We start from the raw sequence: 13,200 nt of genomic DNA, 5'->3' as shown, positions 1-13,200 counted from the left end.
CCCTCTGTTTCGAATCTCCGTTTTATCTGCCGCTTGCGCGGCATCCATCCAGGAAGAAACACTGTCACCTATCTTTTGTAACATAAGAATATCACACTTTCTGAAAAAAATCCAGTACCACCCCGTTTTGTCAATCATTTTCGAAACCATGCATAACTGTTTACAGGTTATGAAGCTCCCGCCTCTTTTTCTTCCACGGAAGCGGCACATTCCATTTTTTCAGCGCACTGAAAAAATAATAATAAATATTAAAGAGAACCGTTGTGATCGTCCAGGTCAGCGGATAGCTGAATACCACTGTCAGGATATCCGGGCGGATCGGAACAGCGATCAGGATCCAGACAACCCGCAGGACGCACACGCCCAGCGCCGTCATAATCATCGGAATCCAGCAGTCTCCCACACCGCGCAGTGCGCCGGAATAAATCTCAATACAGAGGTATGTCACAAATGCCGGCACCAGGAAGTGAAGAATCTTCATGCCGATCGCGATTACCTCTGCATCCGTTGTGAACAACAGATAAATATAGCCGCCCGTCAGATACAGGATCGTGCTCAGCCCCACCGTGATAATACAGGAAATTCCCAGGCAGACGTACACGCTGCGTTTCACACGGTCCAGCCGCCCCGCGCCGTAATTTTGTCCGACAAAGGTCGTGATGGAGATCCCCAGCGCATTAATGATCATCCAGTAAGTGCTGTCGATCTTTCCATATGCAGCCCACGCCGCCACCGTGTCTGTTCCCAGTGCATTGACGCTGCTCTGGATCACGAGGTTGGAAAAGGAATACATAACCGACTGGAGTCCAGCTGGAAATCCAATCCGTATGATCCGCACCAGAATCACCGGTGTGATCCGCGTTTTCCGGATCTCAAACCGGTACGAGCCATCCGCACGCATCAGCGTTCCCAATACCAGACACGCGCTGACCACCTGGGAAAGGATCGTCGCCACCGCCGCACCACGCACGCCCATCCGAAGTCCTACTACAAACAACAGATCGAGCGCAATGTTTGTAAAACAGCTGATCACAAGGAAATAGAACGGTCTTTTAGAATCACCGATTGCCCGCAGGATTCCGGCACCCATATTATATAAGAGGTTCGCCGTGATTCCGACAAAATAAATGTGCAGATACCCGCTTGCATTGTCCATGATATCCTCCGGCGTCCCCATCAGGCGAAGCGCCGTGTCGGAAAAAAGGAGTCCGCCAACCGTCATAAGGATACCGCACAACAGCGAAAAGGCAATCGCCGTGTGGACTGCCTCGCTGACCCGCTGACCGCGTCCCGCCCCGTAAAACTGGGCGATGATAACTGTCGCACCCGAAGAAAGTCCTACAAAAAAGCCAACCAGCAGGTTCGTAAGCATCGATGTGCTTCCGCCGACCGCCGCCAGCGCTTCCTTTCCGACAAAACGGCCTACTACCACCGCATCTGCCGTATTATAGAGCTGCTGAAAAAAAGTTCCAAATAAAATCGGGAAGAAAAATAGCAGAAGCTGTTTCCAGATCACTCCCTCTGTGATCGCATTTGCCCGGCCAGTCTCCCCGGTTTGTCTGACTCCCTCTTCCCGTCTGGTATCTTTCATCCAATCCACCCCCTCTTATGTTCTTTGTCTCTGTTTCCTGTATGCATCCTGCTCACAGATATTTCACCTATAGGAATTCATATGTCTTTTCGTTATTCTTCTCCCGCAAATCCCATTTCCAACTCAATTCAGCTCCGCAATCCGCGAGATCCCCACATAGATATGAGAAATCTTGTACCAGGTAGCAAAATCGACCACGCCCGTCTGCGGAAGTCCAAACACCGACTGGAACGCCCGTACGGATGCCTCCGTTCCGGGTCCGTAGATCCCGTCCGGCGTAACCCGCGGGATCGCTGTATACACAGTCGCCACCGCGTCAAGCTGCTGCTGCAGCTGCCGCACCTTATCGCCGCTGGACCCCACTTTAAGCGGTTCCCCCGGATAAGAGATCGGGATTCCTGATATCTGTTCCGCAGTGTTGATGTAAATACTATTTCCATAGAAGCGCCGCAATATCTCGATCGCGCTGTATCCCTGTTCTCCCAGACTGCACGAACCCCACTGGGTCATCCAGCCCGGGCAGGACACCCGCCGCCCATCGCAGTACTGTGTCAGAATCGGCTGCCGCACACCGGGGCGGGACAGATAGTTGTCAAAAATGTCGTCCACCACCTCTGAGATCGGCTCGAAAATATCACGCCCGTAAATCCACTTGTGATCGAATGCCGTTGAGGAAGTGATTGTAAAATCGTAGCCCTGGTTCCGATACCACTCCGTATACACCCGGTTCAGTGTAAATGACATGATCGCAAGCACATTGGCGACGATCGTGCTGCGCGGCCAGGTCGCGTAGATCTCGCTCGACGCCACGTTTTTGATATAATCCCGGTATGACACATAGTAATCTTTTGCGGAGGCATTGGTCGGTACGCCGTCATGCACGACGATCGTCTGCGGTACCACCACGCGGCTCAGCACGATCTCGCCGCTCTCCTGCACCGGTTTTACCTCATCTTCGGCAATCTTGGGCGGATAGGAACCATATAAGGTATGGTCCGGAATCTGGATATTCTCCTCCGCTCCGGTCTGAGCCGGAAGCGGAATCATCCGGATCGGCTGGACTGCCAGCACGCCCGCCAGCACCTCCGTTCCTTTTACCTTCACCGGCTCATAGCCCTCTGCCCTCACTTCCACCGTATAATCCGCATACGGCTTTTCCCGGTTCTGTTCTTCCAGTGAAAGCAACGCAGGAGGCGCCGCTACCGCAATCTCCTCCGTCTGCCCGGATAAATTGGTTCTAAGCACTTCCTGCGTCTGTCCTGAATTGCCATAGCTGACCGAAACCTCTGCTCCCTCAATCGGGAAATTGTTTTCACGGTTTACCACATCGATCCTCAGATAGCCGTCCTGCATTCCAGTTGTCTCACAGATTCGAACACGGTCGAACAAATGATAGCGCATACACGCAGCCTCACATTTATTTTACATGGTCATTTACAGTTTATATCCGGCATCTTTTATCTATGCCGGTTTTTAACCGCTTTTTAATGTTTTACTGCCGTATCTTTCTTATTTTTCTCCTCTAAATCGCTCGCGTCGCCTCTGTCAGCCATGCTTTCTCTTCCTCCGTCATATACGGAGACAGCTTCTTAAACACGCCCTTGTGGTACGCGTTCAAAAGCTCGCGGTCACGCCCTTCCATCAGCGATACATCGATCGTGTCCAGATCAATCGGAACCCAGGTCAGATTTTCAAATTTCATGAACTGACCAAATTCATTCTTCACATCTTTCACACAGAGCATCAGATTCTCCGTCCGGATGCCAAATTTTCCTTCCAGATAAAGACCCGGCTCATCAGAGGTAACCATGCCTTCCTCCAGAACCGCATTTTCAGCGGGCGATGTGAGCAGCCTCCATCGGATGGAATTCGGGCGCTCATGCACACAGCCCAGATAGCCGACACCATGCCCTGTTCCATGGTTGAAATCCAGGCCGTTTTTCCACAGGAGTTCGCGCGCAATATAGTCCAGATTGATACCGCGGCAGCCATACATAAACTTCGCATCCAGCAGACGCAGCATCGAGCACGCCACCAGCGTACAGCAGCGTTTTTCTTCCTGCGTGATCGGTCCGACCGCGATGGTACGCGTCACATCCGTCGTTCCCTCATAATACTGTCCGCCGGAATCGACCAGATACAGCCCCTTCTTCGGTACACTACTCTTCTCTGTCTCAGACGCCGTATAATGGCACATCGCCGCATTCGGTCCCCACGCAGAGATCGTCGTAAAGCTCATATCCAGGCAGTTTTTTTGTTCCAGGCGCAGCTTATCCAGATATTCCCCTGCGGTCCACTCGTCCAGTCCTTTTTCGCCTGCATGTTCCTTCACCCAGCGCAGGAAACGGGTCAATACCAGACCGTCCTGCACATGCACACGGCGCATATTTTCCTGTTCCACTGGATTTTTGACTGCTTTTGCCGCTGCCGTCGGATTCATCGCCTCGATCACTTTCACGCTCGCATCCAGGCACCGGAACAGACGGTAATTGATCTTCGACTTTTCCAATAAAACGCGCTCATAGCGGAATGCGGATGCAATCTGGTATACCGCCTCATATGGCATGATCCGAACGCCCAGTCCATGCAGATAGGCACGTACTTCTTCGTTCAGCGTCTTCTCATGAATAAAGAGGAATAATTCCTGTTTTGTCACAATCAAGTAGGACAATACAACCGGCGTATGTACAATGTCATCACCCCGGATATTTAAAAGCCACGCGATATCATCAAGACTCGTCAGCAGATGCACCGTCGCCTGACGCTTTTTCATCTCCCCGCGCAGATCTGCAATCTTCTCCTCCGCCGGTTTTCCCGCATAGTTCTCTTCCAGAATCCAAACCGGGTTCATCGGAAGCGCCGGGCGGTCGTCCCAGATGCTTCCAACCAGATCCTCACCCTCCGAAATGCGTACCTTTTTCCCGGACAGTGCTTTCGCGATGCGCTCGCCCTCTGCCGTATCGACCACTCTGCCGTCAAAACCCAGAACACCCTGTTCCGGCATATGTTTTTTCAAAAATTCCAGCGTCGTCGGCACGCCCTCCTGACCGGAACGGTAAAGTTCCACCCCGCTGCCGGAAAGCTCTGCTGCCGCCTGCACAAAGTATCTGCCATCCGTCCAGAGACCTGCGTCCTCCATCGTAATGACCGCCGTTCCCGCCGAACCGGTAAAGCCTGTCATATATTTCCGGCATTTGAAATACCCGCTCACGTATTCCGATCCGTGGAAATCCGATGTCGGAATCAGATATGCGTCCATTCCACGCTCCGCCATCTTCTCGCGAAGCTGTTCAATTTTCGCCCGAACCTCACGTCCCATTTTTCTGCCTCCTGTTGTTTCTCTATTATCCATTTTTCAACGCATCTTTGATCGCCTCCGTGATCGCCTCACTGTACGTCGGATGCGCGCGCATCGCCGTCGAGAGCTGATATGCCGTAAGACCATTGGCGATCGCCGTTGCCATCTCTCCGATCATGTCCGTCGCACGCGCACACATGATCTGCGCCCCGATCAGCGTGTTGGTATACGCCTCAAAAATCAGGCGCACAAAACCGCGGCTGTTTCTCGCTAAAAGCGCTTTTCCATTTTCCGTCATATATGCCACACCGCACTTGATCTTCATATTATAAAGGCGGGCGTCATTTTCCGTAAATCCAACCGCCGCAATCTCCGGCTCCGTATAAATACAGGTCGGCACAACCGGAAGCACGACATACATACCGTTCGGCACGACCGAAAGCTGCATCCGGTGTCCGCGTCCCGCCAGGTTTTCGACCAGATAAGCCGCATGGGACGCTGCCACATGGGCAAGACGTTTCCGCGCCACGGTATCGCCGATCGCATAGACATTTTCCTGCGTCGTGCGGTAAGTTCCCTTGATGAGCGGACGCCCATTTTCCAGCTGTACCTGACAATCGTCCGCCAGAACCTTCGACATATTCGGGCGTCTGCCGACTGCCACCAGCACGCGGTCCGCCGGGCTTTCCTTCCAGCCACGCTCACAACGGTAATTGACCGACACCGTGTCGTTGCCGCGATCCTTGATCTCCATGACCTGTACATTGCAGTGGACTTCAATACCCTTAGAACGCAGATTTGCTTCCATCTGCTCGGAAATCATCGGATCCATCGACTCCAGCAGACGGTTTGCCTGCTCCAAAAGCGTTACGCGGGAACCGAGCGCCGCGAAGATCGTCGCGATCTCCACACCGATGACACCGCCGCCGATGACCGTCAGACAGTCAAAATTCCAGTCATCCATCCGCAGAATATCACGGCTTGTCATAACCTGCGGCAGATCAATTCCCGGGATATCCGGAATCACAGGGCTGGAACCGGTTGCCAGAATCACATTTTTTCCTTTCAGCGTCAATGCGCCTTTGGAGGTCGTCACACGCACCACATTATCCGCATGCAGGCGCGCATCGCCGTGAATCATCTCCACCTCCGCTTTTTCTAACATTCCCTGAATCATTGAGCGGAATGATTCCACGGACTCATTTTTATAAATCTGCATCTGCCGCCAGTCAAAGCTGACCTTCTCCGCCACGATGCCAAACCGGAATGCTTTCAGCATATCCCGGTAGACTGCCGTCGCCTGCAGAAGCGCCTTGGCAGGAATACAGCCGGTATTGACGCATGAGCCGCCCAGCGCTTTTTTCTCGATCAGGACTGCATCCATCCCCATCGCTGCCGCACGCAGCGCTGCCGTATATCCCGCCGGTCCCGCACCGATAATAATTAAATCATAGATATGATCCGCCATATAAATATCCTATCCTCTCATTCTATGGGCTTCCCATTACATAAAAAGAATGTGCCTTTTTGTGTAATAGGGAATTCTAATGAATTTCTTATTACACAAAAAACTGCCGCAGAAAATCACTTTCCCGGGCAGCTTTTCATCAATTTTATTTTTACAGCAGATGAATGTTGTGAGCCTCTGCCTCTGCGCGCACACCGTCCGGCCAGATCGACGCCTGCACCTCTCCGATATGTGCTTTCCGCAGGAAGAACATACAGATACGGGACTGACCGATACCGCCGCCGACTGTATACGGAAGCTCTCCCTCCAGAACTGCTTTCTGGAATGGCAGCTCCGCGCGTTCCTCACATCCCGCCTTTACCAGCTGCTCTTTCAGGGAATCCTCATCAACGCGGATACCCATGGAAGAAAGCTCCAGTCCGATATCCAGAACTGGATAATATACCAGAATATCGCCGTTTAATTTCCAGTCATCATAGTCCGGAGCACGACCATCGTGCTTCTCACCGGATTTCATCTTGTCACCAATCTGCTCAATAAATACCGCACCATGCAGCTTCGCAATCTTGTACTCGCGCTCCTTCGGTGTGCAATCCGGATACATATCTTCCAGCTCCTGGGTCGTCACAAATGTGATATTTTCCGGAAGATAACGTCCAATGTACTCATACTCATATGCCATATAGTCCTCGGTCACTTTCAGTGCCTTGTAAACCGAACGGACAATGGATTCCAGTGTCTCACGGGTACGATCTTTTTTACTGATGATCTTCTCCCAGTCCCACTGATCCACATAAATGGAATGGATGTTGTCTGTATCCTCATCACGACGGATCGCGCTCATGTCGGTGTAAAGGCCTTCACCTTCCTGAAATCCGTACTCTTTTAATGCCTGACGTTTCCATTTGGCGAGAGAATGTACAATCTCAGCCTTCCGATCTTTCTGCTCCAGAATTCCAAAGGACACCGGGCGCTCTACGCCGTTTAAGTTATCGTTCAGACCAGATTCCGGCAGTACAAAAAGCGGTGCGGACACACGGGTCAGATTGAGCTGTTTTGCCAGTTCTCTCTGAAAAAAGTCCTTGATTTCCTTGATAGCAACCTGTGTTTCTCTCAAATCCAATACCGGTTTATAACCAGCCGGAGTAATTAAATGTTCCATCTGTTACATCCTCTCTTTTTTCCCGGTGCGTGTCCGGTTCCCTGCCGCACTGCCGATTTCTGCAGCCGCAGTTCATCCTTTTAGTCAAAGCTTGCAGGCACGCGCCTTTTAAGTCATTTCTTGTTATTGTACTGCATGGAATTTCTACTCAAAGAAACTCACCTGTGGACAATAACCGTTTGGTAGCTATTATATCATTTATATAGGAAAATGGGAACAGGTAAAATAGGAAAATAACTTCTTTAAAATAAATGAAGGTGTTCGCACGCTTTATAAATTCCATCTTCCCCGATCGGTGCCGTCACGTAATCGGCTACTTTTTTAAGCGCATCCACTGCATTTCCCATCGCCACGCCGATGCCGGCTTCCTGCACAACCTCAATATCATTCATGCTGTCGCCAAATGCCACTGTATCGGAGAGATCTTCTTTTTCTCCAAAATACACCGCCAGCCTGCGGAGTCCGTCCGCCTTGGAATTGCCTTTCTCGACCACATCCGCGCCATGTCCGCTCGCAAACATCGGCAATTTCAGGGTCGGAAATTCCCGTTCCATCTCCTTCACCTGTTCACGGCTGCCGACAAACGCCAGTGTCCGGACCGGCATCGTGAGCATCTTCCACGGATCCTGGAACTGCCGCCCGCAGCTTCCCCAGAAGCGGATATCATTAGCCGCAATGATCTCCGGATGGATATAGTAATCTTCATCCCCCACCGTCATGCCGATTCCGAATCCCTTTTCATCGCAGAAACTCAGCACCCGGCGCAGGAGTTCCGGATCAAAGATGTGCTCAAACAGCAGCTTATCTCCCACTGTGATCTTCGTCCCGTTCATATGTACAATCGCATCCGGACGGACGATGTCCCGGTACGATGTACTGTAATAATTATCCATATCGCGCCCCGTTGCCAGCACAATCTTGTACTTCGGGCGCAGCTTTTCAATCGCCTCCAGCGCACTCGGTGTGATCTGATCCGTCCGGTGGTCTAAAAGGGTCATGTCGAGGTCAAAACTTATCATGATGTTCTCCTTGGGGTTGGTTACTACAAAAGGTCACAGCCGAAGACTCTGCTATGACCTTTTCTTTTAATTATCCACGTTTTCATCATACCATTTTTCAAATTTGGAGTCAATATTGGGAAAATATTCATTCTATTGATCCATTCCATTGATTCGTAAAATTCCACTCAACCATCAAAATTACATCAAAAAACAAACATCCGGCAGCGAAAATTTAGAAGTCATAGTTGATTTTTGATGTAATTTTGATATAATGATACGCATATAATACTTCAACAAATGGCAGTATATGTCAGCTGAAAATTTGGCAAAGTGCAGCTATGATTTATTTTCGGGGTATGGCGTAGCTTGGTAGCGCGCTCGGCTGGGGGCCGAGAGGTCGCAGGTTCAAATCCTGTTGCCCCGATTTTTAGCGTATTCTTAGAGTTCTTAATAACTGAAGGGAAGAAAGCCGGGCAGCTCTCACCGCCCGGCTTTCTTTCCCTCAGTTCACACCTCGTGCAAATTGAATCGCCCTCTCTAGTTTCCGCAGCCACAGCCGCCATTATTGCCGCAGCCGCAGCCAGACTGGCTGTCTCTTCCGGCATCATAGCCATCCCGATAGCCGATTGCATAACCATCGTTGAAACCTCTCCGATAGGAATTTCTTCCGTTATTTCCACAGCTATTCCAGCCCCATCCATTATTTCCACAGCCGCCGCATCCTCCGCAGTGTCCACAACCATTACCCCAAGACCAACACATATGATAATCTCCTTTTCATTTTTCATTGATACTATATCATATGCCTGTCAACGCAAAGTGTGTCCCACTTCCCCGGAAGCCACACTGTCAGCCGTTTCAAGCATCTGTCCCAAAACAAGCCACCAGCCATTTTCTCTGCATCATGGCAGCAAAAATGGGCGCATGCCAGACACATCACGCCCACTTTTATCTACTTACACCCGGAAGTTCCGGCTCTTAAACACATACACATGTGCGAACAGTGTCACCAGCACAACTGCCGCCAGCACCAGATCGCCCGTACCGCCGCCCAGATGAAACGCCATGCCAAACAGCGACAGCGTATCAATCGCAAACAGCCATTTTTCAACCGCATACACCTTTTTCAGGTTATATTTCTTCGGATCGATCGAATCCGATATAAAAATCAGGAAATCTTTGCCGCAGAACAAATCAATTGTCTCTGCCAGTCCCAGACACCCCGTTAAAAAGAACAGTATATCCATCCGCATTCTCCTTCCCTAGAACCGCTTCCAGGTTTCCCTTGAAAACAGCAGAAGTACCGGGAAAATCTCCAGACGTCCTGCCAGCATATCAAAAATCAGAACCACTTTTGAGAAATTACTGAAAAATCCAAAGTTTCCGGTCGGTCCGACCAGCGCCAGACCCGGTCCGATATTATTAAACGTAGCCGTAACCGCCGTAAAATTCGTCACCAGATCGTATTCATCCAGAGAAATCAGCAGAACAGATACCGTAAAAATGAGCACATACGCAACCATAAACACATTCGTCGAGCGCACAACCTCATGCTCCACGATCTTTCCATCCATTTTGATCTTCTCCACTGCACTCGGGTGCAGGTACTGTTTCAGTTCCTTTTTTACCGATTTAAGCAGAATCAAAACACGCGACACCTTGATACCGCCGCCTGTACTGCCCGCGCAGGCGCCGATAAACATCAAAAGTACCATAATCGTTCTTGAAAGCTGCGGCCATTTATCAAAATCCACCGTGGCATAACCGGTCGTCGTGATAATCGAACCGACCTGGAATGCCGCATCCTGGAATGCCTGCAGTGCATTGCCGCAGAGTGCTACCGTATTGACTGTAATGATGCCAATCGCCGATGCAATGATTAGAAAATATGCCCGGACCTCCTGCATTTTAAAGGCCTGTCCCATCTTCCGCATCAGCAGAAAGAAGTAAAAGTTAAAGTTCACTCCGAACAGAATCATAAACACCGTCACGACATTTTTCTGAAATGCCGTGTAGCTCGCCAGACTATCATTCCGGATTGCAAAACCACCCGTACCTGCTGTTCCGACCGTGATCGTGATCGCGTCGAAAATCGGCATTTTCCCAAGAATCAGAATCACAGCCTCAAGAATCGTCATTCCCAGATAAATCTGGTATAACAGCTTCGCCGTCATCTGAACCTTCGGAACGAGACGGCTCACGATCGGTCCTGGGCTTTCCGCCTTCATCAAATTCATATGGGAACCGCCCACCATCGGCAGGACACTCAGAAGGAATACCAGAACGCCCATACCGCCGATCCAGTGCGTAAAACTCCGCCAGAATAATAAGCATTTCGGCAGCTGCTCCACATTGCTCAGAATACTTGCACCGGTCGTCGTAAAGCCCGATACCGTCTCAAACAAGGCATCGATCGGATTTGGAATATAGCCGCTTAATACAAACGGCACTGCTCCCATCACACTGAGTAAAACCCAGCTTAGAGAAACCGCCACAAAGCTCTCCGCCACATAAAAGATCTGATTTTTCGGTTTCCGGCGTACCAGAAGCATACCAACCATCAGGCATACTGCCATCGTTGCCAGAAAACACCATACCTCTGACTCACGGTAAATCAGTGCCACTACCGTCGGAAGCACCATAAAAGCCGCCTCAAAATTCAGGATCCAGCCTATGATATAAAATACAATCGAATAATTCATCTATGCCGCCTACTTTCTCAGGATGTCGCGGATATCCCGCAGACCTTTCTGACTCGTCAGGACGATCACTGTATCGCCCTGCTGGATGCAGTCCTGTCCACGCGCGATCTTGATATTGCCGCCGCGGTTGATGCATCCGATCAGCAGGTTGTTCTTGAGATTCAGATTCATCAGCGGAATGCCCGTCACTTCCGACTCCTCGCGGATCACAAACTCCAGCGCTTCCGCCCGGCTGTCGAGAATATGGTACAACGTCTCCACATTGCTGCCGATGGTATTCTGCATCGCGCGCACATACTGTAAAATGTAGTCCGCCGTGATGTATTTCGGATAAATCAGACTTCCCAGATCCAGCTTGCTGATCAGCTCGTCAAAGGCGATCCGATTAACCTTTGTCACCAGCTTCGCGCTGGAATTTTCCTTCGCATACAGCGCAAGGAATACATTTTCCTCATCCATATTCGTCAGAGTGACAAATGCCTCCGCCGTCATCAGCCCCTCTTCCAGAAGAAGCTGCCGGTCCGTTCCGTCACCGTTGAGGATCAACGCATCGTCCAGAAGCTCTGTCAGAACCTCGCAGCGCGCTTTATCTTTCTCCACAATTTTAACCCGGATCTTCATCGCAGCCAAAAGTTTCGCCAGATAATAAGCAATCGTACCGCCTCCGACAATCATCGTATTTCTGACCTGGTTTGTCTGGATGCCGATCTTGCGGAAAAATTCTGCCGAATTTGCCGGGGAAGCGATAATCGACACCATATCCCCGTTTTTAATCACAAATTTACCATCCGGGATCGCCACCTCATCGCCGCGCTCAACACCGCCGATCAGGACATCGCAGCGGAATTGGCTGTCAATATCCATGACCGAAAGCCCGTCCAGCTTAAACTCCGGTTTTACCTTAAATTTCAAAAGCTCTACCTTTCCCTTGGCAAATGGATCGATCTTGATCGCTGACGGGAAGCGCAGAATTCTCGAAATCTCCGTCGCCGCCGCATATTCCGGGTTGATAATCATGGAAATTCCCAGCTGCTGCTTGATAAAGGTAAGCTCGTTGCTGTAAATCGGATTCCGCACACGCGCAATCGTGTGGCAATGTCCCACTTTTCTCGCAATCAGGCAGCAGAGAAGGTTCATCTCATCCGACCCTGTCACGGCAATCAGCATGTCCGCCGTCTGCACACCTGCCTCGATCTGCATGGAAATGCTGGCACCATTTCCCACCAGCTTGATCGCATCAATATCATCTGACACCCGCTGCATTCGCTCCGCAGACGTATCGATCATCACCACATTGTGATCCTCCCGGACAAGCTGCTCCGCCAGCGTCGTACCAACCTTGCCGCATCCGATAATGATTATATCCATAGTTTCCTCCGTTATTTTCTGCTTATCCGCCATACCGATACAGAAAATCTCTATTTTATATACAAAATAAAAAATGTGCCTTAACACTTTCCTATGACGGAAAAAGGGTGCCTGAAAACCGCGCCCTGATCCATACCGAATTATTATAACACCTTCTGCGAGTTTTTGAAATATAAATTGTGTTAAGAGGGCATTTTGTGGGCGTTTTGAATATATTTGTCTCTTTCGATCCCAAAAGTGCCTACCCGTGTACAGTAACTTTCCTCCCTTTTTGGCAAGATAAATTTCTTGACTTTTTCAGAAAAAACAGTATACTTAATATATATTTGCAGATATGGTTCATCGGTAGAACGCTAGCTTCCCAAGCTGGAAAGGCGGGTTCGATTCCCGTTATCTGCTTTTTTTGATGGATGCGGAAACCCTTGTAAATGCTGGATTTTTCCTTTATTTACAAGGGTTTCTGGTGTTTTTGGAGCATCTACCACGAAAGCATATTTCAGTATAAAGAACCCCTTTTTCTGGGGAAATATCACACGAAATATCACACGAAAAAAGGGCTGTTTTCCCTTTATTTTCAAGGAATGACAGCCCCTTATTATGCGCTTATATT

General features: G+C 50.1%; 10 protein-coding genes and 2 tRNA genes. 2 read left to right on the top strand and 10 right to left on the bottom strand.

Annotated features, from left to right (window positions below; genetic code table 11):
• Positions 1-160: 160 nt before the first annotated feature.
• From DWV73_RS01225 to DWV73_RS01200, 6 genes are all read right to left on the bottom strand, one after another.
• Entirely contained in the window at positions 161-1,591 is a 1,431-nt protein-coding gene (locus DWV73_RS01225; protein ID WP_117795221.1) for an MATE family efflux transporter, read from the bottom strand.
• Between the two features lie 123 nt (positions 1,592-1,714).
• The gene (locus tag DWV73_RS01220) at positions 1,715-2,992 is read right to left on the bottom strand and encodes a peptidoglycan-binding protein (RefSeq protein WP_117795219.1); all 1,278 of its coding nucleotides are present in this window, start codon (positions 2,990-2,992) and stop codon (positions 1,715-1,717) included.
• A gap of 121 nt (positions 2,993-3,113) precedes the next feature.
• Positions 3,114-4,910 carry an aminopeptidase P family N-terminal domain-containing protein gene (locus tag DWV73_RS01215; protein ID WP_117795217.1) on the bottom strand — a complete coding sequence of 599 codons (1,797 nt, stop codon included), beginning with the start codon at positions 4,908-4,910 and terminating at the stop codon, positions 3,114-3,116.
• A 25-nt stretch (positions 4,911-4,935) separates the two neighbouring features.
• Complete coding sequence (lpdA, locus tag DWV73_RS01210) at positions 4,936-6,357, bottom strand: dihydrolipoyl dehydrogenase (protein WP_117795214.1); 1,422 nt, start codon at positions 6,355-6,357, stop codon at positions 4,936-4,938.
• A 151-nt stretch (positions 6,358-6,508) separates the two neighbouring features.
• Positions 6,509-7,519 (bottom strand): aspartate--ammonia ligase, encoded by a 1,011-nt coding sequence (gene asnA / locus DWV73_RS01205; RefSeq protein ID WP_022360200.1) that lies wholly within the window; start codon positions 7,517-7,519, stop codon positions 6,509-6,511.
• A 242-nt stretch (positions 7,520-7,761) separates the two neighbouring features.
• Positions 7,762-8,538: an HAD family hydrolase gene (locus DWV73_RS01200; protein WP_022360199.1), complete on the bottom strand. Its 777-nt coding sequence runs from the start codon at positions 8,536-8,538 to the stop codon at positions 7,762-7,764.
• 332 nt (positions 8,539-8,870) lie between these two features.
• Between DWV73_RS01200 and DWV73_RS01195 the strand changes: the two genes are divergently transcribed.
• Positions 8,871-8,944, top strand: a tRNA-Pro gene (locus DWV73_RS01195).
• A gap of 113 nt (positions 8,945-9,057) precedes the next feature.
• On the opposite strand, the gene DWV73_RS01190 is transcribed toward DWV73_RS01195, so the two are convergent.
• The 4 genes from DWV73_RS01190 to trkA all read right to left on the bottom strand — a co-directional run bounded on the left by DWV73_RS01190 (position 9,058) and on the right by trkA (position 12,590).
• Positions 9,058-9,282: a hypothetical protein gene (locus tag DWV73_RS01190; protein ID WP_106999714.1), complete on the bottom strand. Its 225-nt coding sequence runs from the start codon at positions 9,280-9,282 to the stop codon at positions 9,058-9,060.
• Positions 9,283-9,476: 194 nt separating this feature from the next.
• The gene (locus tag DWV73_RS01185) at positions 9,477-9,767 is read right to left on the bottom strand and encodes a hypothetical protein (RefSeq protein ID WP_022359095.1); all 291 of its coding nucleotides are present in this window, start codon (positions 9,765-9,767) and stop codon (positions 9,477-9,479) included.
• A gap of 15 nt (positions 9,768-9,782) precedes the next feature.
• The gene (locus DWV73_RS01180; RefSeq protein ID WP_117795212.1) at positions 9,783-11,222 is read right to left on the bottom strand and encodes a TrkH family potassium uptake protein; all 1,440 of its coding nucleotides are present in this window, start codon (positions 11,220-11,222) and stop codon (positions 9,783-9,785) included.
• A 9-nt stretch (positions 11,223-11,231) separates the two neighbouring features.
• The gene (trkA, locus tag DWV73_RS01175) at positions 11,232-12,590 is read right to left on the bottom strand and encodes a Trk system potassium transporter TrkA (protein ID WP_117795754.1); all 1,359 of its coding nucleotides are present in this window, start codon (positions 12,588-12,590) and stop codon (positions 11,232-11,234) included.
• 328 nt (positions 12,591-12,918) lie between these two features.
• Here trkA and DWV73_RS01170 point away from each other — a divergent pair.
• Positions 12,919-12,989 (top strand) — tRNA-Gly (locus DWV73_RS01170).
• The last annotated feature ends 211 nt before the right edge of the window (positions 12,990-13,200 follow it).

Source organism: Clostridium sp. AF12-41 (assembly GCF_003461685.1).
GTDB classification, from domain to species: Bacteria; Bacillota; Clostridia; order Lachnospirales; family Lachnospiraceae; genus Otoolea; species Otoolea fessa.
The sequence above is the reverse complement of the archived record's forward strand: the minus strand, read 5'-3'. Positions and strand labels throughout refer to the sequence as shown.

Coding starts and splice junctions, on each gene's coding strand:
- DWV73_RS01225 (WP_117795221.1), bottom strand. CDS start 1,591: ATGAAAGATACCAGACGGGAAGAGGGAGTCAGACAAACCGGGGAGACT.
- DWV73_RS01220 (WP_117795219.1), bottom strand. CDS start 2,992: ATGCGCTATCATTTGTTCGACCGTGTTCGAATCTGTGAGACAACTGGA.
- DWV73_RS01215 (WP_117795217.1), bottom strand. CDS start 4,910: ATGGGACGTGAGGTTCGGGCGAAAATTGAACAGCTTCGCGAGAAGATG.
- lpdA (WP_117795214.1), bottom strand. CDS start 6,357: ATGGCGGATCATATCTATGATTTAATTATTATCGGTGCGGGACCGGCG.
- asnA (WP_022360200.1), bottom strand. CDS start 7,519: ATGGAACATTTAATTACTCCGGCTGGTTATAAACCGGTATTGGATTTG.
- DWV73_RS01200 (WP_022360199.1), bottom strand. CDS start 8,538: ATGATAAGTTTTGACCTCGACATGACCCTTTTAGACCACCGGACGGAT.
- DWV73_RS01190 (WP_106999714.1), bottom strand. CDS start 9,282: ATGTGTTGGTCTTGGGGTAATGGTTGTGGACACTGCGGAGGATGCGGC.
- DWV73_RS01185 (WP_022359095.1), bottom strand. CDS start 9,767: ATGGATATACTGTTCTTTTTAACGGGGTGTCTGGGACTGGCAGAGACA.
- DWV73_RS01180 (WP_117795212.1), bottom strand. CDS start 11,222: ATGAATTATTCGATTGTATTTTATATCATAGGCTGGATCCTGAATTTT.
- trkA (WP_117795754.1), bottom strand. CDS start 12,590: ATGGATATAATCATTATCGGATGCGGCAAGGTTGGTACGACGCTGGCG.